We start from the raw sequence: 23,481 nt of genomic DNA on the forward strand, positions 1-23,481 counted from the left end.
GCAAACCTATATAGACGTCGGACGTCGTGGTCCGGTGCAGTAGCGGGGCGGTAGCAGGATGGCGGAGGAAGGCCAGGACGCGAGGCGTCCGCACGGTGAGCTCGTCGCGGACGTACTGGCGATCCTGTGGGCGGCCGACAAGCCGATGACGCCGCAGCAGATCAACGCCGCCCTCGGCCGGGACCTGGCGAGAACGACGGTGACGACGATCCTGGTCCGCCTGTACGAGAAGGGCACGGTCCTGCGGACCCGCGAGGGCCGGGGATTCGCCTACGCCGCGGCGGACGACGCGGCAGGCCTGGCGGCCGGCCGCATGCACCGGGAACTCGACCGGGGACCCCAACGCGATCTGGTCCTGAAGCGGTTCGTGTCCTCGCTGTCCGGAGATGACGAGGACGCGCTCAGGCGCCTGCTCCTGGAGGCAGAGGAAGGCGCATGACCCTCGCCCTCGTCCTGGTCGTGCTGCCCCTGACCCTTCCCTGGGCCGCGGCGGCCGCGACCCGGGCGTCCACTGGCGACGCCGTGTCCGACGGCGACCTCCTGGTCGTACCGGACGGCGACCCGCACGCCTTCGCACTGCCCGCGTGGCGGGGGCGCGCCGGCCGGGTCGTCGTGACGACGGGCATGCTCCGCACTCCCGGCCCGCCCGCTCACCGCCAGGGCTCTGCTCGCCGGCTGAACCACGCGACTGACGACATTGACGTAGACCAATCGCTCCAGGTCACGTATGGTGAGCCTAGGTTTACCTCACCATGCCGGAACTGAAGGGCTTCCTTCACCCCGAGCTGAGTGCGCCCGGCTTCCTCGCACGGCAGTACGCCACGGACGACGCCTGTCTGCGCGTCCCGGGCCGGAGGGTTATCTAAGGCCCGGCGATTGGATGCGACGTGTACGACAGGGGTAGCGGACCCTCGAGCCCCTCGGAGGAGATCGCGTACCTGCTGGCAGAAGCAGGCAGGGCAGTGGACGCGCTGATGGCCGAGCGGCCGGGCATGCGGCTCCTGGGCCCCCTCCACCAAACGGTCCTCAGGACGCTGTCCGATCTCGGACCGCACGCCCGGCTCGATCTCGCCGAGCAGCTGCAGGCGACGCCGACCGCCATCGCGCAGGTGATCGACGACCTCCTCGCGCAGGGCCTGATGCAGGCCATGGTCGTCAACATGGGCGGCCGGCACGAGGTGGTGGCCCTCACTGCCGCCGGAACCGCGGCCCTGACGACGATGCAGAACGATCTGGAATCACTGCACAGCACACTGCTGGCATCCCTGACGAAGGGCGAGCGCGCCCAGTTGCGCTACCTGCTGCGGCGAGTACGCGCATCGGCCACCCGCGCCGGCGTCCTGCCACCGTCCTCGCCCTAGGCGCGCTCCGAGGGATCACCTGGCTGCCGGGCTCTGGCTCCGCCCGTGAGATACGCCCTGCACCTGGATTCCTGACCGGTTCTCTGGCGGAGCACGCCCGCGCGCACGCGACGCCGGCCGTTGCCTGACCACGTTCACAGGGCGTGTGGCCGCTCCTGGCTCGTGCGGGCCGCGGGGAGGGCGAGTTGGGTGGCAGGCACGGTCGGCGGGAGTGCGATGGGCCGTGCGCCGTCGTGGTCGTGCTCCACATCCGTGAGGGGGCGGGTGTGTTCGGCCGCGCGTGCCATCCACGGCAGGATCCCGAACGACTGGCCGTGCGCCGCCTCCGCGGCCCCGGCACCGCTGATCCACGTCGTGAGCGTGAACCGGTGATCCGCGAAATGCCCGCTGGGGCAGGTGGACGGGACGACCTCGTGGAAGGCGCTCGCCGGGAAGAAGACGATGGTGTCGTGCTCGGGTTCGACGGTGCGGTAGGACTCCGCGGGCTGCGCCCCGCCGTCGCCGAGCAGAGTGTCGTACAGCCGGAGTTGGCCGCCGTCGAAGCCGCGGGGCCTGCGGTGGAGGTAGTACACGGCCGACAGCGCCGTACCGACGTCGCGGACCCGTGAGGCGTCGGTGTGCATGCCGTAGTGGCCCCCTTCACCGTGCGCGGTCAGCACCGTCAGGGTGTGCGTGAGCGCGGCCCGGTGGCCGAGCACCTCCTGGACGAGCGGCAGGCAGTCGGCGAGGTGCCTGCTCAGCACGGAGCTGGTCACGGGGAGGACGAGGGAGCTGCGGCCCTTGTGTGAGACCTGGCCCGACAGCGGGTCCAGGACCGTTCCGGCGCGGAAGTCCGGCTCCCGGGAGATCGCGTAGCTCAGCAGGCGGGCGGCGCGTTCGGCGCCGAGGAAGTTCTCCAGACGGCAGACCGGGGACGGCACCACCGGGGTCGTGGACCACTGGTCGGAGGGAGGCAGGTCGCGGGTGCTGATTTCCGTCGGCGTGGCCGGTTCCTTCGCGTATCCGCTCATGGCCCGGAACCGTAAACGGAGTCGCCCGGGCCGCCGAAGGGGCACATGGGGGCGCACAGGAGTACACCACCCACGTACGCCTGCGATTCCGGTCAGACGGCGGGCGGCGTCAGACCGAACCGCGAGATGACGCCGGGCAGCCAGGCCGGCCGTCCGAATTCGAGCCCGTACTTGGCGGCGAGCACCGGCACTGCGTCCTCCGTCGATGGCGGCCCGTCGGCGAGCATCTCGGCCAGCTCGCGGAAGAAGTGCTCGAATCCGGCCGGGCTGATGATCTCGATCATGCGGGCCGGAACGGGGCCGGCGTTCCACATCGCGTGGAGCTCCCCGCGCGGCTTGGTGATGTAGCCGCCGGGACCCAGAACGGTTTCGCGGTCGCCGGAACGGAAACCGATCTCGCCCTCGGTGACGATCGAGTACTCGTCCTCCCGGGTGTGCAGGTGCGGCGGCACGAGTGCCCCGACCGGGAAGGGGTGCTCTACGACGGAGACCGCACCGTCGGTGTCGGCACCCCACAGCTTGAAGGAGACCCCGATCGAGCCGAGGAAGACCTCGCCCCCCTCGCCGGGGCGGACGATGGTGAGCGGCGGGGCCAGCGGCTCTGTCATGGCGATCACTCCTCGACAGAATTTGGAGATACACTGGTGTTCCATTAAAAGGCTTCACCATGGACCTCGGGATGTCAAGAGTTGAGTGAACAGCAGCGTTCACCGAAACCACGTGGCTACGAGATGCGCAAACGCGCCGACGACGTGGGCCGGACGCGGCAGCGCATCGTCGAGGCCGCCGTGCATCTCCACGGCACCACGGGCCCGGCGTGGACGACCATCGCGGCGATCGCCGAGCGCTCCGGTGTCACCCGGCTGACCGTCTACCGGCATTTCCCGGATGAGACGGCATTGTTCGAGGCGTGCTCGGGACACTGGCTGTCGCGGCAGAGGCTGCCCCGACCCGAAGAGTGGGGCGCGATCGAGAACCCCGTCGAGCGGCTGACGGCCGGCCTTGCCGACCTCTACCGCTTCTATCGCGCGGGCGAGCAGATGCTGACGCTGGTCATCCGCGACGAGCATGCCGTGCCCAAGCCGATCCGCGAGGCCCGGGCGGAGATGACCCGGCAGTACATCGAGGTGCTGGCCGATGCCTGGCCGGAGGCCTGCGACCCGGTCCGCCGTGCGGTGATCGGACATGCTGCGGCGTTCTCCTCGTGGCGTTCTCTGTGTCGGGAGCAAGGACTGACAGACCGCGAGGCGGTCGAGGTCATGGTCAGGCTGGTGGAAGCGGTCGGCACCAGGTCCTGACATCGACGCGGAGATCGCCGACGCGATCGTGAGTGACCTGGCCGCTCTCGTCAGCAGCGCCCGTCGCCAGAACCAGAACCAGAACGTCTACTGCTGGGTCGCGTAGGAGTTCATGTTCGAAGCCAGACGGAGAGGGCCTCTGCGGTGGCGGTGCGGCCGGCGCAGCCGACGTGCGCCCCCGCCCAGCCGGGGATACGTCAACTTTGTTGATTCCAACGATGGTTGACGATCGCACGCATACGATCAACGGCATGACACCAGTGATCGCCCCGTTGCCCGGCGGTACGCCCGCGCAGCTCGGAGGTCACAGGATCCTGGGGGTGCTCGGGGCCGGCGGCATGGGGACGGTCTACCTCGCCCGCCGCCGGGGGCGTCCGGTCGCCCTGAAGACCATCCGGCCCGAACTCTTCCGCGATGCGGACCTGCGCGAGCGGTTCACCCGCGAGGCCGCCGCCGCGGCGGCGGTCCGCAGCCCCTTCGTCGCCAACGTGCTCGGCTCCTCGACCGCCGGGCAAGTGCCGTGGATCGCCGCCGAGTTCGTCCACGGCGCGACCCTCGCCGCCGCCGCACTGCGGCACGGCCCCCTGTCCGCGCCCGCCGTGCGGGTCCTCGCCGGGGCGCTCGGCCGGGCCCTGACGGCCCTGGGCGCGGCCGGAGTCGTACACCGCGACCTGAAGCCGTCGAACGTCATCCTCGGCGCCGACCGCCCCCGCGTCGTCGACTTCGGCATCGCCCGGGTGACCGGCGATGCCACTTTGACCACGACTGGGCAGCGCCCCGGAACGCCCGGCTACATGTCGCCCGAACAGGTGGTGAAGGGTCCCCTCGGGCCGCCGAGCGACGTGTTCTGCCTCGGCGCGCTGCTCGTCTTCGCGCTGACCGGCCGGCACGCCTTCTACGACGGAGACCCGGTCCGCTCGGACTTCCGCATCGCCTACGAGGCCCCCGACCTCACCGGCGTTCCGGCCGAGCTGACGCCCGTGATCCGCGGCTGCCTCGAAAAGCAGCCGGAAGACCGGCCCGCCGCCGCGGAGGTGGCCGCGGACCTCGACCCGCAGGGCGCCGCCCTGCGCGCAGCCACCCGCTGGCTGCCACCCACCGTGCTCGCCGACGCCGCCGAGATCGCACGGGCCGCAGCCGCCCTGGGCGCCGGCCCTCGGCTGCCCACCCGGCGCAGGGTGCTCACCGGCGCCGGAGCGGCCGTGCTCCTCGCGGCGACCGGCGCCAGCGCCCTGCGCACCCTCCGGGGCGACGACGGCCCCGGCCGCACCCCCGCCCCGCGCTGGAGCGGCCCGCCCGGCACCGTGCCACGGCCCCTGTGGTCGTACGACGGCGCCGCGGCACAGCCGGCCTTCGGGCAGGTCGACGTCGACGGCCGGGTGTGCTTCGCGGACGGTGGTGGCGAGCTCCTCCTCCACGATCCGGTCTCGGGCGAACGGCGCTGGCGCGGACCGGTGGTGCGCGACCTCGTCGGCGGCCGCCGACCCGTCGCCCTGGGCCCGGACGGCGCCCTGCTGTTCCTGGATCCCGGCAGCGGTACGGTCCGCCACCACGCGCGCGACCGGGTGACCGGGCTGCTCGGCGCCGACGGGGACCAGGTGTACGTCCTCGACGCCGACGGCCGCGTGGCCGCGCTCAAGCGGGCGGACGGCGGGGTGCGCTGGCGCGTGCCCGCCCCCGTGTCGGGCGCGGTGCTCTCGGCGGCCGCCGGGTACGGGCGGCTGCTCCTGGCCTCCGCCGCCGGCGGGGTGGTGGCCCTGTCCGCTGCCGACGGCGGCTCCGTGCGGCGGCGACCCGCCGGCACCTTCGGCTCGCGGACGGCCCTGTCCGCGCACGGAGTGCTGCTGGGCGGGGCCGGAGACCGGACGCTGACCTGCCTGGACGGGGGGCGCGGCGAACAGCTGTGGACCCTGCCCGCGGACGACAGCGCGGGCTTCGGCGTGCCCACACCGGCCGGCGACAGCGTGTACGTCGCCGACGGCCGCCAGCTCCGGAGCATCGACGCGAAGACCGGAGCCCCCGCCTGGACCGTGCTGGCCGCCGAGGAACTGGCCCAGGACCAGGCCCCGTTGGTGGCGGGATCCGGGATCTTCGCACCGCTGCGAAGGCCCGATCTCGGCATCCTCGTGGTGCACGGCGGGCTGGCGGCCGAACAGTACGTGTTCGCACCGGCCCCGGCCTGGGAGGTCCGGGCCGACGTTCCCTGGCGGGGAACGGTCGCCGGAGGCAGCGTGATCTGGCAGCGCGGCAGCGCCGTCCGCGCCCTGCCGGGCATGTGACCGGCCCCGGGCGGGGCCACAAGACGAGGGGGACCGCATGGGGGGCGGACGTCTGCCGGAGGGCTTGCGCCCCGAGGACCCGCGGTCGGCCGGGCCGTACCGGCTGCTGGCCCGTTGGCCCGGCCCCCGGCCGGCGCCGCCGCGGGGCGGAATGTACGTCGGCCGCGACCGGGACCACGGGCACGCCGTGGTGTGCCTGCTGCCCCCGGCCGCGTACGAGGCGGCCGAGGCGCTGCGCCGTGGGCCCGTGCCGGGGGTGCCGCCCGTACTCGACCTGAGCACCGGGACCGAGCCCGCGTGGGTGGCCCTCGTACACTCCCCTGCCGTGTCCTTCTCCGACGTGGGGCGGCGGCCCGGCCCGGCGTCCGGGATCCTGCCCCTGGAACAGTCGGTGCGGCTCGCCGCGGAGGTCGCCGCCACCCTGGCCGCCCTGCACGCCCTGGGCATCAGCTACGGCGCGGTGGCACCCGACGGCGTCTGGCTCACCACGGGCCGCCCGCTGCTGATGGCGCTGCACGCCTGCCGCATGGCGTCCGCGGCGCCGCGCGAACCAGCATCGGAGGGTGGCCGGAGTGGCGGGCCGCGACCCGGCGCAGGGCCCGGGCGGCCCGAACCGCAAAGCCGGGTGTCGACCGTGCCCGCCGCCTTCATGGCCCCGGAAGTGGCCGCGGGCCGGCCCTCCTCCGCGGCCGCCGACGTGTACTCCCTGGCGGTGCTGCTGCTCCACACGGCCACCGGGCGGCTGCCCTTCGGGGACGGGCCGCCGCCCGTGCTGGCCTACCGCGCCGTCCACGACCGGCCCGAACTGCCCGGCCTGCCGGGGGAGCTGGGCGAGGTGGTGGCCGCGGCGCTGGCCGCCTCCCCGGCGGACCGCCCGACCGCTGCGGAGCTGTGCCGGACGCTGGCCCCCGGCGGGCAGGACGCGGAGCGGACACCGGACCCGCTGCCCGGCCGCGCTCGCCGCCGCCCTCGCCGCCCTGCACCGTGCCGGGCTCGTCCACCGGGACGTCAAGCCGTCGAACGTACTGATCACCGCGCAGGGCCCTCGCCTCATCGACTTCGGGCTCGCCCAGGCCCCGGGCAGCCCCCGCCTCACGGAGGCCGGGGGACTCGCGGGCACACCGGCGTACATGTCACCGGAGCAGGCGCGCGGGGCACCGCCCGGCCCTGAAGGCGACGTGTTCGCCCTCGCGGCGGTCCTGGTGTTCGCCTCGACAGGTCACGGCCCCTACGACGCCCGCGGCCGGCAGAGCACCCTCGAGCTGCTGCGGGACGGCGCCGACCCCGACCTGACGGGCCTGCCGGACGGGCTGCGCGAGACGCTCACCGCCTGCCTGTCGCCGGAGCCGGGCGACCGGCCCGCCCCCGGCCGACTGGGCCAGGAGTGGGGGCCGTTCGACCCCGGGGAGTTCGCCGAGCTGCTGCCGAAGGCGCTCCTCGCCGACCTGTCCCGCCGGATCGGGGACGTCGCCACGGTCGCCAGCGCCCCGCTGCGCGCCCCCGCCCCGCGCCGCGCGCTCTCCCGGCGCACCCTGATCGCGGGCGCGGCGGCCGCCGCGCTCACCGTCGCGGGCGGCGCCTCGGCGCTCTGGGCCACCGGGAACCTCCCGGGCGCAAAGCCCGGTTCGGGGTCCGGCTCCGGCTCCGGCTCCGGCTCGGGGAACCGTACGGCGTCGCCCGGCCCCGGCCGCAGCTCCCGCCCGCCCGGCACCCCGCCGGCCCCGCTGTGGTCGGTTCCGTCTCCGTTCTCGGCCGCCCCGGCCGTCGCGTCCGACGAGGTCCTGATCCACACGAGCGACGTCCTGCGCGGCATCGCGACGGCCGACGGCCGGATCCTGTGGGAGACCCAGACCGCCACGGCCGAGGTCGCCGTGGCAGGGGACCGCCTCGTGGGCTTCGTCTTCGACGACGACGGCAACGCGAGCGCGGGATACCTGGACCCGCGCTCCGGCCGCCTCCCCGCCGACGCGGCCGACCCGGCCGTGCTGGGCGGCCTCGCCCAGACCACCCAGCTGCTCGCCGCGGACGCCGAATGCCTCTACCTGAAGGCGTACTTCCGCTCCGCCGACCAGCGACAGCAGGAGGAGGCCTGGCTGCTCTCCTACGATCTGGGCGCCCGGAAACTACGCTGGCGCACGCGCGTCGAGGGCGCCGTCCTGGACTCGAACGGCTCGCTCATGATGTCGGCGATCATCTCCGGCGGCCGCCTGATCTGCTCGGATCCCGCACGCGTCTTCGCCGTCGACTTGCGCGAGGGCCGCGTGTTGTGGGCCTGCCGGGTCCGCACCGACCAGGAGGCGGCGTCACCGAACCAGTCGGGAGGCATCAATCCCCCGGTCGCCTCGGACCGCCACGTCTTCGACTTCGAGGAGCGGATCACGGCGGTGGACCTGGTGACGGGAGCGGTGGCCTGGAAGCTGGAGCCGGAGGGCACGAAGCTGCTGAGCGCGCCCGTCTGCGTGAACGGCACGGTGTACGTCGCGGACGGGGCGCTCCAGGCCTTCGACGAGTCGACCGGGAAGAAGGTGTGGACCCACGACCCGGGCGCGTACGTCTCCATGCTGGCGGCTCCCGCCCCGTTCCGCGGGGAGCTCTACGCGGCGGTCGGCGGCGCCGGTCAGGCGGTCGTCGCGGTGGACGTCGCCGCCCGCCGCGTCGCGTGGACGCTCGCCGCGGGCGCCGTGAACATGCCCGACGGCCCGACCATGATCGTCCAGCGCGGCAACCGGCTCTACCCCCAGACCGTCGACCGCCTAGCGGCCGTACCGCTCGACTGACATCCCTCGCGACCCCGTCCCAGCGGACGTTGGTGGCGGCGCCCGTGTGGAACACCGAGAACTGGCCGGCGCCCCCCGTCGTCACGACGCGGACCATGACCTCACCCAGCAACGACCTGGGAAATGGCATCCTGCTGTTCCAGCCATTTCGTAATCGCCTGGTTCGTTTCTTCCGGCTTCTCTTGCTGGATCCAATGACCGCAATCCAGATTGACCACTTCCACGCGGGGCACGAACTCTGCCAGCTTTTCAGACCTCTGGACCACATCCCGGTCGCCATAGATCATGAGTGTGGGCTGCTGGATGATCGGGTCCACGTCCGCCAGCAAGCGCCAGTTGCGGTCAAGGTTCCTGTACCAATTCACACTGCCCGTGAACCCTGTCGATTCGAAGGCGGAGACGAAAACGGCCAGTTCGCTGTCGCTCATGACGGGATCGCCGAGTGGCGTTTCCGCTCTGGCGAGATCGATCAGCGCCATACCCGGCTGAGGCACCCTGGGGGGCTCGTTCTTCCGGTACAGGTTCCGAAGGAACTGGAAGGTGTTCTCTTCGAACACGGCGTCCGCGACGCCTGGCTGCCGATTGAAGTGGACGAAATAGAAGTCGCCGCCGAGCACATCCTCCATGAACTCGATCCAGGGCTTCTCCCCGCGCTCCTGGTAAGGCAAGCTCAGGTTGATCACTTTGTTTACACGGTTCGGATGCAGCAGGGTCAGCCCCCAGACGACCATTGCACCCCAGTCATGACCGACAAAGGCGGCATCTTCGTATCCGTAGTGATCGAGAAGTGCGACGAGATCACCCGACAGGTGCTCGACGTCGTAGTCCGTTACTTCGGCCGGACGGGATGAGTTCCCGTAACCCCGCTGGTTCGGGACGATGACATGGTAGCCCGCTGCGGCGAGGGCGGGCATCTGATGGCGCCAGGAAAAGGCGTGCTCCGGCCAGCCATGACAGAGCACAATGGGCTCTCCGGCATTCCGCCGGCCTGCTTCAAAGACTTCAAGCTCCACACCGTTGACCGAAATAAGGGTGGGAGTGTCGTCGGCATGCGAACCGACCGGCTGGTGGCCATCCTCCTCCTGCTGCAACGGCGCGAGCAGGTGACAGCAGCAGAGGTCGCCCGAGAGCTGGAGGTCTCCGAGCGCACCGCCCGCCGCGACCTCGACGCCCTGGCCATGGCCGGGGTGCCCGTGTACTCCCTGCAGGGCCGAAGCGGCGGCTGGCGCCTCGTGGGCGGCGCCCGCACCGACCTGTCCGGGCTGACCGCCAGCGAGGCCCGCGCCCTGTTCCTGGCCGCCAGTCCGGCCTCGGCCGCGCCACCGGCCGTGAAAGCAGCACTGCGCAAGCTCGTCCACGCCCTGCCGGAACCCTTCCGGGCCCAGGCCGAGGCAGCAGCGTCGTCGCTGGTCACGGACCCGCAACGATGGGGGTCGAGCCGGATCGAGCACCGACCGCCCCGCTTCCTCGACGAACTCCAGGACGCGGTGATCCGCGGCGTCCAGGTACGGCTCGGCTACATCGACCGCGAAGGCACCGAAACGGAGAGAACCGTCCACCCCCTGGGCATCGTCGCCAAAGGCCCGTCGTGGTACCTCGTCTCCAACACCGAGGCAGGCCGGCGGACCTTCCGGATCGACCGCGTGTGGTCCGCAGACCCGACCGACGATCCCGTGCACCGACCCGAGGACTTCGACCTTGCCGAGAGCTGGCACGAGATCGCCGACGAGGTCGACCGCAAGCGAACGCCCCTCGAAATCCAGGCGGTATGCACGCCCCACGGGATAGGCCTGCTCCGGATGGCGCTCGGCGGTCGGCTCGAGGTGGGAGGTTCCACGACCGACGGCCGCATCGAGGTCGTGATCCGCGGCCACAACGAGTACGTGCTCGCCGGCGAGCTTGCCGGGCTGGTCGAATGGCTCGAGGTGACCGGCCCTCCCGGTGTGCGAGACCGCCTGGCCTCGATCGGCAACGCGCTCGTCGAGCGATACAGCTGAGACCGTCCCACACTGTCGAAGGGCGGATCTTGGAGTAGGTCGTGCTCAACGCAGCGTAACCAGCACGGGAGTCAGCACCACCTCCCCGAAATGGGGTTGACTCCGCAATTCCGGCAGGGCCTCACGATCCCTTTCCGGAGGGGGCGGGGTAGGCGTTCGCGTGATGTGGTGCGCGGGCCGGGCCGGTCAGGAGCTCTTCCAGAAGCACGACGGGCATCCGGTCCTGCCCGCGCGCGTTGACCGGGAACTCGGCCAGCGCCCGGCAGGCCGCGTCCAGTTCGCGCTCGTCACGGATCTCGCGGACCAGCCTTCCGGCGCACAAGTCCACGGGCTTGACCACCAGGGGGTAGCCGATCTCGCGTGCGGCGGCCGGGCCGGGCAGGCCCAGCCGCTCGGCGATCCGGGCCACGGCCGGCAGGTAGTAGTCACAGGAGGAGACGACCCCGTCGAAGGCGAGCACCGCGTGCAGCCGTTCCAGGTGGGGCAGCAACTGATCCATGTCGTTGGTGTCCGCGGTGATGATGTTGCGCGCGGCCACACCCCCCGCACCCCGCCGGCTCACCGAGCGCTACCCCTCGGGCGCACGGCGCCGCTCCTACGGGTGTACGTACGCCCGGACCACCGCAGGCACGGTCCGGCCCGCGCCATGGTCAGGACAGCCTGCGAGTTCGCCGCAGGCGTCCCCGGCTACGACGCCGTCCACCTGCACACGAACGTCGACATCCCCGGCGCGGAAGCCTTCTGGCGCAGCATGGCCCACGAGGTCTGCGACGCCCGTTGAGCACGGCAGCCGGGGTACGCGACCGGGGTCTGCGGCGCGCCGCCGGTTCACAGAGCGCCACAGCCTGTAGGGGAAGGGGTGCAGGCGCGGCGGCGAGGCTTTCTGGAGGACGGATGACGTCGGTGGACCGTTCACCGGAAGAGGCACTACCTGACGACCGGACCGATTCAAGGACCGCGCGACGGGCCGGCCAGGGCTACGCCGTCCTGCGGTGGCTGTCGACCACCGACCACAAGGTGATCGGCAACCTCTACCTGGCGACGGCCTTCTGCTTCTTCCTCTTCGCCGGCCTGCTGGCCATGGCCATGAGGGCCGAACTCGCCCGCCCCGGACTGCAACTCATCTCGAACCAGCAGTACAACGAAGCGTTCACCATCCACGCCACGATCATGATGCTGCTGTTCGCGACCCCGACATTCACCGGATTCGCCAACGCGATCATGCCGTTGCAGATCGGCGCGCCGGATGTCGCGTTTCCTCGGCTCAACGCCTTCACCTACTGGGTGTACCTGTTCGGGGGCCTCCTGGTGGTCTCCGGCTTCCTGACCGCGGACGGGGCTGCGTCCTTCGGATGGTTCGCCTACGCACCACTGAACGGCGCCCGGTACTCCCCGGGGACGGGCCCCGACCTGTGGGCCATGGGGCTGGCCGTCTCAGGGCTCAGCACGATCCTGGGATCGGTGAACTTCATTACCACCATCGTCTGCCTGCGCGCCCCCGGCATGACCTTGTTCCGCATGCCGATCTTCACCTGGAACGTGCTGTTCACTTCGATTCTGGCGCTCCTGGCCTTTCCGGTCCTCACGGCGGCACTGCTGGTCCTGGAGGCGGACAGGAAATTCGGTTCGCATGTTTTCGACGCTGCCAATGGAGGCGCCCTGCTGTGGCAGCACCTCTTCTGGTTCTTCGGGCATCCGGAGGTCTACATCGTGGCTCTGCCGTTCTTCGGGGTGGTGAGCGAGATCCTCCCGGTGTTCAGCCGGAAGCCGATGTTCGGCTACGTGTCCCTGATCGGTGCCACGATCGCCATCACCGGACTGTCCGCGACCGTGTGGGCGCATCACATGTTCGCGACGGGCGCCGTTCTGCTGCCCTTCTTCTCCCTGTTGTCCTTCCTGATCGCCGTGCCGACCGGCGTGAAGTTCTTCAACTGGATCGGGACGATGTGGAAGGGATCGCTCTCCTTCGAGACACCGATGCTCTGGTCCATCGGCTTCCTCGTCACCTTCCTCCTGGGCGGCCTGACGGGTGTCCTGGTGGCATCACCGCCGCTGGACTTCCATCTGACGGACAGCTACTTCGTCGTCGCCCATCTTCATTACGTGCTCTTCGGCACCATTGTCTTCGCCACCTTCGGCGGCTTCTACTTCTGGTGGCCCAAGCTGACCGGACGGATGCTGGACGAACGACTCGGCAGAATCCACTTCTGGACGCTGTTCGTCGGCTTCCAGACCACCTTCCTGGTCCAGCACTGGCTGGGCGAGGCCGGCATGCCGCGCCGGTACGCGAACTACCTCGCGAGCGACGGCTTCACGCTCCTCAACACGGTCTCCACCCTCGGGTCCTTCCTGCTGGGCCTCTCGACGCTGCCCTTCCTGTACAACGTCTGGAAGACCCACCGTTACGGCCAGCAGGTCACCGTCGACGACCCCTGGGGATGGGGCCGCTCCCTGGAGTGGGCGACGAGCTGCCCGCCACCGCGGCACAACTTCCACTCACTGCCCCGGATCCGCTCGGAGTCCCCGGCCTTCGACCTTCACCACCCGGAGGTGCCCCGTGAAAGGTGAGGCCTGGCTCTTCACCGGCACGGCCCTGTTCTTCGCGGCGACCGCCGTCGTCTACGGCTGGTTCTCGCGGGAGCCGGCGGGGAGCGCCGCACTCTGCGTCTCCTTCGTCATGGCGAGCCTCGTCGCCGTATACCTCTGGCGCCAGTACCGGCGCGGCGGAGAGCGGCCGGAGGACCGTAAGGAAGGCGAGGTACAAGAGGCCGGCGGCCGACACGCCTTCTTCCCCGCCCGCAGCTACTTTCCCGTACTGGCGGCCGCGGGCAGCGCGCTGATCGGCCTGGGAGTGGTCCAGGGCCTGTGGCTGTGCCTCATCGGATTCGGCGTCCTGCTGCCGGGGGTCCTGGGATTCGCCTTCCAGAACCTCGGGACCCCCGACAGCGAGGAATAGCTCAGCCGTCCTCGGCAGACCCGTCAGCATCCGGTCCTGCGGTGATCGCGTCGATCTTCCGGCGCTGTTCGGCGGTCGTGGGGTAGGCGACCTGGTCCTCGTAGTACCAGGCGCTGATCGCCGAACGCACTCTGTCCAGCCGGCGGCGCAGGCCACCGCGCTCGGCGCCGGCATCGTCGTCGACGGGGCGCAGCGGCCGCGGCCGCTCCCTGGCGAGCACGGCGTACCGCTCGGCGGCCGTGAGGGCCCGGTGCTGCGGGTGGAATCCGCCCTCGGCGCCCTGGTGCACCAGGCCGGACGCCTCCCCTTCGGCCAGCAGTCGGCTCTCGCGTGCCTGGAGAGCCAGGCACAGCCGTCGGGTGAGCCAGAAGACGGTCACCGGTACCACGAAGAACCCGATACGCAGCACCCAGGTGAGTGCGTGCACGGGCACGTCGAAGACGAAGGCGAGGATGTCCTGGCCCCCGGCAAGGAGCAGCACGCCATAGCAGGAGAGTGCCGCCACACCCAGAGCTGTGCGGACAGGCCGGTCACGCGGACGGTCGCACAGATGCCGCTCCCCCGTCGCGCCGGTGATCCAGCGTTCGAAGAAGGGGTAGGCGTAGAGGAGTGCGAAGAGGATGCCGGGCAGGACTACCGCCGTCAGCAGGGGATTCCACATGATCGTGTGCCCCCACAGGCGTGTTTCCACACCGGGCATCAGCCGCAGTGACCCTTCCAGGAACCCGACGTACCAGTCGGGCTGGGAACCGGTGGAGACCAGGTCGGCGCGGTAGGGGCCGTAGGCCCAGATGGGGTTGATCTGCGCGACGGCTCCCAGGACGGCCATCAGTCCGAAGACGGCGAAGAACAGCCCGCCGGACTTGGCCACGTACTGCGGGAAGAAGGGCAGGCCGACGACGTTGCGGCCGGTCCGGCCGGGCCCCGGCCATTGCGTGTGTTTCAGGGTGAAGACGAGGAGGATGTGCACCGTGATCAGGCCCAGCAGCAGGCCGGGGACCAGCAGGATGTGCACGGGGTAGAGACGGGACACGATGTCTTCCCCGGGGTACTCGCCGCCGAAGGCGAAGAAGCTCAGATAAGTGCCGGCGAGCGGGATCGACAGCATGATCCCCTGGGCGATCCGCAGCCCGGTGCCCGAGAGCAGGTCGTCGGGCAGGGAATATCCCGCGAAGCCCTCCAGCAGTGCCAGCAGGAACAGTGTCACGCCCACGAGCCAGTTGGTTTCGCGGGGGCGGCGGAAGGCGCCGGTGAGGAACACCCGCAGCATGTGCGCCCCGATGGCGGCGAGGAAGACCAGCGCGGCCCAGTGATGGATCTGACGGATCAGCAGCCCGCCGCGTACTTCGAAGCTGATCCTCAGGGTGGAGAGGTAGGCCTGCGACATGAGCACGCCGCGCAGCGGCTCGTAGGGACCCTGATAGGGAGTTTCCCGCATCGACGGATCGAAGAAGAAGGCGAGGAACACCCCGGTCAGCAACAGCACGACGAAGCTGTAGAGCGCCAGCTCGCCCAGCAGAAACGACCAGTGGTCGGGAAAGATCTTCCGCACGACCGACCGCGCCAGCTCCGACAGCGGCAGCCGTGCGTCCAAGCCGTCGGCTCCCCGCACCACCGCACGCCGCGCCTTGTTCCTCAGCCGCGCTTCCCGCGTCGAACCCGGCACCGGCCTGCACCTCCTGTCGAATCCTCGCTACCGGGTCAGGCAAGTCATCCGGAGTGCACACACAAAACTACCGAGAGCCACCATTCACTATCAATTCAGACACGGCGCCGGACGGCTCACCTCGGCAGGATCACCGCCCGCCCGTTCCGTCCCCGACTTGCGAAGCAGCCGCAGATGGGGTTGCTTCGGAGTAGGTGTGTACAGGTTCCGTCTCCCCTGCATTGGGGGTGAACCGCCGTGATGTTCACTGATCGCACGGACGCTGGACAGCGCCTTGCCGAAGCGCTCCGTCACCTGGCGGGGGTGAATCCCGTCGTACTGGGCCTGCCCCGTGGCGGAGTCCCGGTGGCCTTCCAGGTGGCGCAGGCGCTGGGCGCCCCACTCGATGTGATCGTGGTGCGCAAGCTCGGAGTCCCCTACCACCGGGAGCTGGGATTCGGCGCCATCGGGGAAGGTGGCGTTCGCGTCATCAGCGACGACATCGTCCGCCAGAGCCGGGTCCGGCAGGAGGACCTCGCGGCCGTCGAGCACGCCGAGGAGGCCGAGCTCGTACGCCAGGCACGAAAGTTTCGCGAGGACCGTCCGCGCGTGCCGCTCGACGGCCGGACGGTGATCGTGGTGGACGACGGGATCGCGACCGGCGCCACGGCCGCCGCCGCGTGCGCGGTCGTACGGGCGATGGGCGCGGCGCGGGTGGTACTGGCCGTTCCGGTGGCGCCGCCGGATGCCGTCGCCTGGCTGCGCACCGAAGCGGACGAAGTGGTGTGCCTGTCCACACCACGCGCCTTTCGCGCCGTCGGCGAGTGGTACCAGGACTTCTCGCAGACCCCCGACGACGAGGTCGTCGCCCTGCTGGCACAGGCCGCGGACGGCCTCGTAGCACGTCAGCCCGCTCGGGCCGCCGAGGTCGTGGTGGACGCGGGCGGCGTCGCACTGACCGGGGACCTCACCATGCCGAAGGGCGCAGGAGCCGTTGTCATGTTCGCCCACGGCTCCGGCAGCAGCCGCCACAGCCCGCGCAACCGGTCGGTGGCGGCCGCCCTGAACCGGGCGGGCCTGGGCACCCTGCTCTTCGACCTGCTCACACCGGCGGAGGAGACCGACCGCGCGAACGTCTTCGACATCGAAACCCTCGGCAGCAGGCTGGCGGACGCCACCCGCTGGCTGCGACACCTCCAGACCGTCCCGATCGGCTATTTCGGAGCGAGCACCGGGGCGGCGGCAGCGCTGTGGGCCGCCGCGTCCGCCGACGCGGACATCGGCGCCGTGGTCTCCCGCGGCGGCCGCCCCGACCTCGCCGGGCCACGGCTCGCCGACGTACGGGCACCCACACTCCTCATCGTGGGCGGCCGCGACACACGGGTGCTCGACCTCAACCAGCAGGCCCAGCGTGAGCTGCGCTGCGAGAACCGGCTCGACATCATCCCCGGCGCCACACACCTCTTCGAAGAACCGGGAGCTCTGGACGAGGTGGCCGGCCTTGCCCTGGACTGGTTCACGAAGCACCTGGTGGCAGCGGCCAGGTAGCACCGTTCACCGAACACGAGAGGCGGTTAGGCCTTCTCGGGACTGGCCCGGCGGCACACTGAAGGGGCCACGACCCCGCACCGGCAGGAGTGACGTGCCCGTCCCGATCATCATCGACTGCGATCCCGGACACGACGACGCCCTCGCGATCATGCTGGCGGCGGGTGACCCGGCGGTCGACCTGCTGGCCATCACCACGGTCGCCGGCAACCAGACGCTCGAGAAGACCACCTTGAACGCGCGCCGCGTCTGCACGGTCGCCGGGATCACGGGTGTGCCCATCGCGGCGGGCTGCGGCCGGCCGCTCGTCCAGGCGCTCAGCGTCGCGGACGACGTGCACGGCGTCTCCGGCCTCGACGGGCCGAAGTTCCCGGAGCCCACCGTGGACGTGGTCCCCGAGCACGCGGTGGACCTGATCCACCGGATCCTGACCGAGCACCCGGAGCCGGTCACCCTCGTCCCGACCGCGCCGCTGACCAACATCGCCCTCCTGCTGACCCGCTTTCCGCAGGACGCCTCCCGCATCCGCGAGATCGTCCTGATGGGCGGCTCGACGGAGCGGGGCAACCGGACTCCGGCGGCCGAGTTCAACGTCCTCACGGATCCGGAGGCCGCCGACATCGTCTTCCGCAGCGGCGTGCCCATCACCATGTGCGGCCTCAACGTCACCCACCAGGCGCTGGCCACGCCCGAGGTGGTGGCCCGCTTCGAGAAGCTGGGTACACCCCTCGGACGCACGTGCGCCGAACTGCTGACCTACTTCACGTCCACGTACCGCACGCTGTGGGGATTCCCGCACCCTCCGCTGCACGACCCCGTCGCGGTGGCCCGCGTCATCGATCCCGGGCTCGTGCACTGCGTGGACGCGAACGTCGTCGTGGAGCTGCACGGCCGGTACACGCGCGGCGCCACCGTAGTGGACCTGCACCGCTCCGTGGACCGGCCGGCCAACGCCCGGGCCGCGGTGCGGCTGGAGACCGGCCCGTTCTGGGACAGGCTGGTGGCCGCCGTCGCGGTCCTCGGCGCCCGTACGCCGCGCGAGCGAGGGTAGGGGCCACGGTGCATGTACTGGGCAGCAGGATTCTGCTGCGTCCCACGGACCCCGAGCGCTCACGCGCCTTCTACGGCGGCACCCTGGGCCTCGCCGTCTACCGCGAGTTCGGCACCGGCCCCGAACGGGGGACGGTCTACTTCCTCGGCGGCGGGTTCCTCGAGGTGTCGGGGCGCGCCGAGGCACCGCCCGCGCCCGGACTTCAACTGTGGCTCCAAGTCGCGGACGTGCAGGCGGCGTACGAGGAACTGCGCGGCCACGGCATCGACGTGCTGCGGCCGCCACGGCGCGAGCCCTGGGGCCTGATCGAGATGTGGATCGCCGACCCCGACGGCGTGCGCATCGCCGTCGTGGAGGTGCCGGCGGACCACCCGCTGCGCTTTCGCCCCTGACCGGGTACGGGCTGCTCGCGCTGGGGCTAGCCTGGATGGATGCGGGGTGATCTGATCACGCTGTGCCTCGTCGGCGACGTGATGCTCGGTCGGGGCGTCGACCAGATACTTCCGCACCCCGGTGACCCGGCGCTGGCGGAGACGTACATCCGGGACGCCCGGTCCTACGTCGAGCTGGCAGAGGCCGCGAACGGCCCCATTCCCCGCCCGGTCGATTTCTCCTGGCCCTGGGGCGACACGCTGCGGATCCTCGACCGGGTTGTGCCCGATGCCGTGGTGCTCAATCTGGAGACCAGCGTCACGCGGAGCGACGACTTCGCGCCCGGCAAGGCAGTCCACTACCGCATGCATCCCGCCAACCTGCCCTGTCTGGCCGCCGCCCGTCCCGACGTCTGTGTCCTGGCGAACAACCACGTCCTCGACTTCGGCCGCCGCGGGCTGACGGAGACGCTCGACGCACTGGCGGGCGCCGGGTTCGCCGTGGCAGGGGCGGGACACGATGCGGACGGGGCCCGCCGGCCGGCGACCGTCCCCGTCGAGGGCGGCCGTCGGATCCTGGTGCACTCCTTCGGCATGCCGTCCAGCGGAATCCCGCCGAGCTGGGCCGCCGCGGCGGACCGAAGCGGGATCGACTACGTGACCCAGCCGTCGGACACCGCGGCAGCCGCGGTGGTCGCCCGGATCCGGCAGGCGAAACAGCCGGGTGACCTCGTCGTCGCCTCGATCCACTGGGGGTCCAACTGGGGCTACCCCGTCCCCCGCGACCAGGTCCGCTTCGCGCACGCACTCGTCGACGGAGGCGCGGACGTCGTCCACGGGCATTCCTCGCACCATCCACGCCCGCTTGAGCTGTACCGGGGAAAGCTCATCGCCTACGGCTGCGGCGACCTGGTCAACGACTACGAGGGCATCACCGGCTACGAGAGCTACCGGGACGACCTGCGGCTGCTCTACTCCGCCTCGCTCGAGCCCGACACCGGCAGGCTCCGCGAACTGCGCATCACGCCCCTCCAGAGCCGACGCATGCGGCTCCGGAGGGCGTCGGCGAAGGACTGCCGGTGGGTCGGGGACGTCCTGGGCCGGATCAGCGGCGGCTTCGGCTCGCGCATCGCGTACGACCCGGACGGCACCCTCACCCTCGGCGCACAGCCGGCATAAGCCCGCGAGGGACGGTGGCGTACGGCTCACCGTCCGGCCCAGCGCGGCCGCGGCCCGGGCGAACTTCGCGGCGTCTACGACGGCCGCACCTCCGAGGTCGTTGTTGAAGTACACGTACACGTCGTCCTGGTCAGGCCAGGCGTCAGAGATGCGTCCGGCCCAGGATGTCAACGCCTGCCGGCCGTAGTGGGGCGGCGGCTCGGCCATGCCGCCGTGGAAGCGCACGTATCCCCAGGATGCGGTACGCCACAACGGCGTCACCGGCCGTGATCCCCGGTCCGCCCAGCACAGCGCGCTGCCGTGCCGCTCCAGCAGCGCCCTCAGCTCCCGCTCCGCGTCCCACCACGAGGTGTGCCGCAGTTCAACGGCGACCCGGACCGTGCCTGAAAAGCAGCTCAGGCACGTCTCCAGCGCCCCGACCTCCTCCCGGAGGTTGGGCGGCAACTGCAGCAGGACGGGCCCCAGCCGGTCACCGAGCCCTTCGGCACGGTCCAGCAGCCGGCGTACCGGCTCCTCGGGGTCGTGCAGCCGCTTCATGTGGGTCAGATAGCGGCTGGCCTTGACCGCCATGACGAACCCCTCGGGCGTCCGCTCCCGCCAAGACCCGAAGATCTCCTTCGTCGGAAGCCGGTAGAAGGCGTTGTTGCTCTCGACGGTGGCGAATCGCCGGGAGTATTCCTCCAGCCACAGCCGCTGCGGGAGGCCGGCCGGGTAGAGAACGCCACGCCAGTCCTCGTACTGCCACCCCGAGGTTCCGACGAGCATGGGCATGCCCCGCCCCTACCCATGAGCGGTGGGTGTATCCGTACCGGAACGGACTGAGATAGCCGAATGAGCCCGCGTGGAGGGATTCTGGAAGCTGATGGAGTCAGAGGGCCCGGAGTCGGAGGAGGACGTCATGACACACGCCGAAAAGTGGAAGGTCGGCGTCTACCTGACCGAGGAGGACGGCACGACCAAAGCCCGCGCCGTGCTCGACAACGGGAAGACGAGGATGGTCGGCAGCGGCAAGGCGCGCTGCAATCCGCAGGACGTGGAGATCCCTGCGATCGGTGACGAGCTTGCGGCGAGCCGGGCGATGCGCGACCTGGCCGGTCAACTGATGCGCGCCGCCGACCAGGACCTGGCCGCGGTGGGCGCCGTACCCGATCCGCCGCGCACCGGTTACGGCTGGCCGGATGACGCGGGCCCTGCCAGGTAGGCTGCCTCGCCGCCCGGGGGCTGAGCATCGCAGGGCCGGCGCAGGAAGGGCTGTGGCCCGGCAGGCCGTACGCCAGGTGGCGGCCTTCCCCCACGGCTCCCCGGCCGCGCGCAGCCTCGTCGGCCCGCCCGGTCCGGTGGACCGTGCGAGGCTGAGGTCATGAGGCTGAGGTCATGAGCGCGGGAGCCGCCGCCCGCCTGGTGCTGCTGCGCCACGCCAAATCCGCGTGGCCAGACGTCGCGGACCACGAGCGGCCGCTGGGCCCACACGGCCTGCGGGACGCGCCCGCGGCGGGCCGCTGGCTGCCGAACCGTCCGACCTGAGCCACGACGCGATCAGCTTCCTCGACGCCGTGGACTCGCAGATTCCCGACGAGGCCGTGCTGAACCGCAGTGACCTTGATGGCCGGCCTGGTGAGCTGACTCGCCGGGTGCCGGCGCAGCTCAGGGAGTGCGCCCATCGTGCTCTACTGAGCGCAAGGCGGGCGTCGCGGACGAGGCGGGCCTCTGGCGCAGTACGACCCTGCCGAGCGCGTCGTACTCGTAGCGGACCGCACCCGCGCGGGTCCCCGCGTTCCGGTGTAGGCGCGCTCACCGCGGGATTCGGCACCGGGGTGCCCTTCGGGCCAGGAGGGGCCGAGCGGCGGCCCGTCTCGTCGTACGTCCACCGGGACTGGGCCCCCGTCGGCGTCCTCGCCGGAGCTGCTCCAGAAATTCATTCCGCTGTGCGACACGACCCGTACGCTGGGCGGCCACGACCTGCGTGGCAAGCGGTTCGCGGTCTGCATGGCCGGCAATCCGTACACCGAGTCCGGGCAGCGCTTCCGCCTCCCCGACATGCTCGCCAACCGTGCCGACGTCTGGAACCTCGGCAAGGTCCTCACGGGGAAGGAAGACGCCTTCGCGCTCAGCTTCGTCGAGAACGCACTCACCTCGAACCCCGTCCTCGCCCCGCTCGCCGGACGCGACCGCACGGGCCTGGTGCTACTCGTACGCCTATCCGACGGGGATCCGGCCGCTCGACGTTACCGGCTGGCCCACCCGTATCCCGCGAGAGAATTGGACCGGGTCCTTGCCGTACTGCGTCACCTCGCCGCCGTGGAGGGCGCCATCACCCGGGCAACGGATCCTCGGCACCTGCTCGCCCTCCCGAGCGGACGACACCCCGCCCGAACCGAGCACGGTCTACGGGAATGAGGGACCGACCAGCGTCACCTCACGATTCTTCACCGGTGTGGCGGCCGTGGTCGTGGGCGAAGGCTTCGAAGACTCCCCGTGCTGATCCCCGGGTGTGCAGGAACCGTTCGTCGAGGATGGCGGCCAGGTCGTCCAGCGCTGCCCGGAGCACGGCGGCCGACAGCCAGACGTCGGGATGACGGGCCGCCGCGGCCTGGTCCGCCAGGTTCATGGCGCAGGTGATCTGGCGGGCGAGGGAGGTCCGGTCATCGCCGTCGTGGAAGTAGTAGGACTCTGCGTACTGCTGGAAGTCGACGGAGACCACGGCGACGGCCCCGGCCAGGCCGTCGAGGATGGCCGCGCCCGCGGAGGCATCGATCTGCTCGGTCGTGGAATGGGTGCGGGCGAGGTGGGAGAGACGTAGGGCGAGGGCGCGGCGGCGGGCCAGCGCGGGGTAGATGCCGAGCGTCCAGGCCACCGTGGCGCTGAGCAGGGCGAAACCGACGAGAGCCTCCAAGGGGGCGAGGACACGGAGCCATCCCTCGGCGGGTGCGATGTCGCCGAGGCCGAGGGTGGAGATGTGGACCAGGGACACGTACAGGGCGTCCACGAAACCCGCGTGGTCGGCGGGCTCCAGTCCGGTGGCGTAGGTGAACGCCTAGTCGTCGGCAAGGTCATCGGGATCTTCCTCGGCACCTACCTGGCCGCCCGCTTCACCAAGGCAGAACTCAACCCCGACCTGGCCTGGGCCGACGTCCTGGGCCTCTCCGTCCTCGCCGGCATCGGCTTCACCGTGGCCCTCCTCATCGGAGAACTCGCCTTCCCCGGCCAAGCAGTCGGCGAACACGTCAAAGCAGCCGTCCTGACCGCCTCCGTCACCGCCGCGATCCTGGCAGCCGTACTGCTACGCCGCCGCAACACCCTCTACAAACGCCTCTACGAGGAAGAGAACGTCGACGCGGACGCAGACGGCATCCCCGACATCTACCAGCGCGAAACGAAAGCCTCCGCTGCCGAGGTCGGCTGAACGCCGAGGGCCGTCAGTACCAACCCGTTCGCCGCAACAGCGGGCCGGTGCCGTTGTTGCGGAGCCACATCCGGAGCCGGGTACAAAGGGTTGGAGTCACCGCGGCGCACTCTTTCCCATACCCGTCCTGCTTGGTTCCGGCGGAGCCGTCCTCCAATCCGAAGGCGACGGCCTGGTACTGAGCCGGGCGGACGTGGAGACGCGGATCCCGCTCCAGGCCGTCCGGCGGATCCACGCCGAGGGGAGTGCGGTCGCCGTGGAGCTCACCGCCCCGGCCGGGACGACCCCGGCCGTTCACCGGGTCGGCGGCGTGAGCGAGGCGGCGGCCACGTTCTTCGCCGACGCGGTCAACGCGACCCTGCCCGAGCGCGCCGAGGAGGCCGGGGAGACCGCCGACGGTTCGGCCCTCGTCACCGTCCGCGCCCTGACCGAGCCCGAGCAGGACAGGCGGACGCGCGTGCTCAGGCTCTGGGTCAAGGCAGTCGCCCTCCTGACCGCTGCCAGTCGTTGCTGCGCAGGTCCCTCTGGGCCGTCGTCAGCACGGTCATCCTCCTCGTTGGCCTCGCCGTCGACATCGCCGTGATCGGCATGGCCATCGGCGCCTTC

General features: G+C 71.0%; 21 protein-coding genes and 6 pseudogenes. 20 read left to right on the plus strand and 7 right to left on the minus strand.

The annotated features are described in order from the left end of the window. Nucleotides 1–58: 58 nt before the first annotated feature. The 3 genes from MTF69_RS34980 (at nucleotide 59) to MTF69_RS34990 (ending at nucleotide 1,361) form a co-directional block, all read left to right on the plus strand. On the plus strand, nucleotides 59–439 hold the full coding sequence (locus MTF69_RS34980; protein ID WP_243340410.1) for a BlaI/MecI/CopY family transcriptional regulator: 381 nt from the start codon (nucleotides 59–61) through the stop codon (nucleotides 437–439). Next, on the plus strand, nucleotides 436–765 hold the full coding sequence (locus tag MTF69_RS43585) for a hypothetical protein (RefSeq protein ID WP_308401491.1): 330 nt from the start codon (nucleotides 436–438) through the stop codon (nucleotides 763–765). Before MTF69_RS34980 ends, MTF69_RS43585 begins: the two co-directional genes overlap by 4 nt. Before the next feature lie 122 nt (nucleotides 766–887). After that, nucleotides 888–1,361 (plus strand): MarR family winged helix-turn-helix transcriptional regulator, encoded by a 474-nt coding sequence (locus MTF69_RS34990; RefSeq protein WP_243340411.1) that lies wholly within the window; start codon nucleotides 888–890, stop codon nucleotides 1,359–1,361. Between the two features lie 134 nt (nucleotides 1,362–1,495). On the opposite strand, the gene MTF69_RS34995 is transcribed toward MTF69_RS34990, so the two are convergent. Both MTF69_RS34995 and MTF69_RS35000 read right to left on the minus strand, forming a co-directional pair. Then, a complete protein-coding gene (locus MTF69_RS34995) occupies nucleotides 1,496–2,371 on the minus strand; it encodes a 2OG-Fe(II) oxygenase (protein ID WP_243340412.1) in 876 nt (291 codons plus the stop codon). 92 nt (nucleotides 2,372–2,463) lie between these two features. After that, nucleotides 2,464–2,979, minus strand: coding sequence for a cupin domain-containing protein (locus MTF69_RS35000; protein WP_243340413.1), 516 nt, complete (start codon nucleotides 2,977–2,979; stop codon nucleotides 2,464–2,466). Nucleotides 2,980–3,060: 81 nt separating this feature from the next. On the opposite strand from MTF69_RS35000, the gene MTF69_RS35005 reads away from it, so the two are divergent. The 4 genes and pseudogenes from MTF69_RS35005 (at nucleotide 3,061) to MTF69_RS35020 (ending at nucleotide 8,725) form a co-directional block, all read left to right on the plus strand. Further along, the gene (locus MTF69_RS35005) at nucleotides 3,061–3,669 is read left to right on the plus strand and encodes a TetR/AcrR family transcriptional regulator (RefSeq protein ID WP_243340414.1); all 609 of its coding nucleotides are present in this window, start codon (nucleotides 3,061–3,063) and stop codon (nucleotides 3,667–3,669) included. Nucleotides 3,670–3,920: 251 nt separating this feature from the next. Then, nucleotides 3,921–5,948, plus strand: coding sequence for a PQQ-binding-like beta-propeller repeat protein (locus MTF69_RS35010; RefSeq protein ID WP_243340415.1), 2,028 nt, complete (start codon nucleotides 3,921–3,923; stop codon nucleotides 5,946–5,948). 526 nt (nucleotides 5,949–6,474) lie between these two features. Then, nucleotides 6,475–6,840 (plus strand): annotated as a pseudogene (locus tag MTF69_RS43160) (protein kinase); the annotation flags it as partial. After that, nucleotides 6,830–8,725, plus strand: coding sequence for a PQQ-binding-like beta-propeller repeat protein (locus MTF69_RS35020; RefSeq protein ID WP_243340482.1), 1,896 nt, complete (start codon nucleotides 6,830–6,832; stop codon nucleotides 8,723–8,725). The pseudogene MTF69_RS43160 and the gene MTF69_RS35020, both read left to right, overlap by 11 nt. A 101-nt stretch (nucleotides 8,726–8,826) precedes the next feature. On the opposite strand, the gene MTF69_RS35025 is transcribed toward MTF69_RS35020, so the two are convergent. Then, nucleotides 8,827–9,816, minus strand: coding sequence for an alpha/beta fold hydrolase (locus MTF69_RS35025; RefSeq protein WP_243340416.1), 990 nt, complete (start codon nucleotides 9,814–9,816; stop codon nucleotides 8,827–8,829). On the opposite strand from MTF69_RS35025, the gene MTF69_RS35030 reads away from it, so the two are divergent. Then, on the plus strand, nucleotides 9,775–10,722 hold the full coding sequence (locus MTF69_RS35030) for a YafY family protein (protein WP_243340417.1): 948 nt from the start codon (nucleotides 9,775–9,777) through the stop codon (nucleotides 10,720–10,722). The genes MTF69_RS35025 and MTF69_RS35030 overlap by 42 nt on opposite strands. A 178-nt stretch (nucleotides 10,723–10,900) precedes the next feature. Here the strand turns inward: MTF69_RS35030 and MTF69_RS35035 are convergent. Continuing rightward, nucleotides 10,901–11,260 (minus strand): annotated as a pseudogene (locus tag MTF69_RS35035) (carboxylate--amine ligase); the annotation flags it as partial. A gap of 63 nt (nucleotides 11,261–11,323) precedes the next feature. Between MTF69_RS35035 and MTF69_RS35040 the strand changes: the two are divergent. The 3 genes from MTF69_RS35040 to MTF69_RS35050 all read left to right on the plus strand — a co-directional run bounded on the left by MTF69_RS35040 (nucleotide 11,324) and on the right by MTF69_RS35050 (nucleotide 13,678). Beyond that, complete coding sequence (locus MTF69_RS35040) at nucleotides 11,324–11,503, plus strand: GNAT family N-acetyltransferase (RefSeq protein ID WP_308401492.1); 180 nt, start codon at nucleotides 11,324–11,326, stop codon at nucleotides 11,501–11,503. A gap of 113 nt (nucleotides 11,504–11,616) precedes the next feature. Beyond that, entirely contained in the window at nucleotides 11,617–13,290 is a 1,674-nt protein-coding gene (gene ctaD / locus MTF69_RS35045; RefSeq protein WP_243340418.1) for a cytochrome c oxidase subunit I, read from the plus strand. Continuing rightward, nucleotides 13,280–13,678, plus strand: coding sequence for a cytochrome c oxidase subunit 4 (locus MTF69_RS35050; RefSeq protein ID WP_243340419.1), 399 nt, complete (start codon nucleotides 13,280–13,282; stop codon nucleotides 13,676–13,678). Before ctaD ends, MTF69_RS35050 begins: the two co-directional genes overlap by 11 nt. Nucleotide 13,679: 1 nt before the next feature. Here MTF69_RS35050 and MTF69_RS35055 read toward each other — a convergent pair whose 3' ends face one another. Next, on the minus strand, nucleotides 13,680–15,344 hold the full coding sequence (locus MTF69_RS35055) for a cytochrome bc complex cytochrome b subunit (RefSeq protein WP_374324905.1): 1,665 nt from the start codon (nucleotides 15,342–15,344) through the stop codon (nucleotides 13,680–13,682). A 237-nt stretch (nucleotides 15,345–15,581) separates the two neighbouring features. Here MTF69_RS35055 and MTF69_RS35060 point away from each other — a divergent pair, with 237 nt between their 5' ends. From MTF69_RS35060 to MTF69_RS35075, 4 genes are all read left to right on the plus strand, one after another. Continuing rightward, the gene (locus MTF69_RS35060; RefSeq protein WP_243340421.1) at nucleotides 15,582–16,871 is read left to right on the plus strand and encodes a phosphoribosyltransferase family protein; all 1,290 of its coding nucleotides are present in this window, start codon (nucleotides 15,582–15,584) and stop codon (nucleotides 16,869–16,871) included. Between the two features lie 94 nt (nucleotides 16,872–16,965). Continuing rightward, entirely contained in the window at nucleotides 16,966–17,922 is a 957-nt protein-coding gene (locus MTF69_RS35065) for a nucleoside hydrolase (RefSeq protein ID WP_243340422.1), read from the plus strand. A gap of 8 nt (nucleotides 17,923–17,930) precedes the next feature. Then, nucleotides 17,931–18,314, plus strand: a complete 384-nt coding sequence (locus MTF69_RS35070) for a VOC family protein (protein WP_243340423.1) — start codon at nucleotides 17,931–17,933, stop codon at nucleotides 18,312–18,314. A 39-nt stretch (nucleotides 18,315–18,353) separates the two neighbouring features. Beyond that, nucleotides 18,354–19,472 (plus strand): CapA family protein, encoded by a 1,119-nt coding sequence (locus MTF69_RS35075; RefSeq protein WP_243340424.1) that lies wholly within the window; start codon nucleotides 18,354–18,356, stop codon nucleotides 19,470–19,472. 3 nt (nucleotides 19,473–19,475) lie between these two features. Here MTF69_RS35075 and MTF69_RS35080 read toward each other — a convergent pair. After that, nucleotides 19,476–20,243: pseudogene (locus tag MTF69_RS35080) on the minus strand (DUF72 domain-containing protein); the annotation flags it as partial. A 127-nt stretch (nucleotides 20,244–20,370) separates the two neighbouring features. On the opposite strand from MTF69_RS35080, the gene MTF69_RS35085 reads away from it, so the two are divergent. From MTF69_RS35085 to MTF69_RS35095, 3 genes and pseudogenes are all read left to right on the plus strand, one after another. Continuing rightward, nucleotides 20,371–20,673 (plus strand): DUF1876 domain-containing protein, encoded by a 303-nt coding sequence (locus tag MTF69_RS35085; RefSeq protein ID WP_243340425.1) that lies wholly within the window; start codon nucleotides 20,371–20,373, stop codon nucleotides 20,671–20,673. A gap of 173 nt (nucleotides 20,674–20,846) precedes the next feature. Then, nucleotides 20,847–20,978 (plus strand): annotated as a pseudogene (locus MTF69_RS35090) (histidine phosphatase family protein); the annotation flags it as partial. Between the two features lie 384 nt (nucleotides 20,979–21,362). Beyond that, nucleotides 21,363–21,764 (plus strand): annotated as a pseudogene (locus MTF69_RS35095) (ATP-binding protein); the annotation flags it as partial. A 124-nt stretch (nucleotides 21,765–21,888) separates the two neighbouring features. Here MTF69_RS35095 and MTF69_RS35100 read toward each other — a convergent pair. Continuing rightward, the gene (locus tag MTF69_RS35100) at nucleotides 21,889–22,458 is read right to left on the minus strand and encodes a potassium channel family protein (protein WP_243340426.1); all 570 of its coding nucleotides are present in this window, start codon (nucleotides 22,456–22,458) and stop codon (nucleotides 21,889–21,891) included. A 33-nt stretch (nucleotides 22,459–22,491) separates the two neighbouring features. Here MTF69_RS35100 and MTF69_RS35105 point away from each other — a divergent pair. Beyond that, a pseudogene (locus MTF69_RS35105) lies at nucleotides 22,492–22,875 on the plus strand (Na+/H+ antiporter NhaA); the annotation flags it as partial. 193 nt (nucleotides 22,876–23,068) lie between these two features. After that, entirely contained in the window at nucleotides 23,069–23,458 is a 390-nt protein-coding gene (locus tag MTF69_RS35110; RefSeq protein WP_243340427.1) for a hypothetical protein, read from the plus strand. Nucleotides 23,459–23,481 lie beyond the last annotated feature (23 nt).

This window comes from Streptomyces sp. AP-93 (genome assembly GCF_022808175.1).
Taxonomy (GTDB): Bacteria; Actinomycetota; Actinomycetes; order Streptomycetales; family Streptomycetaceae; genus Streptomyces.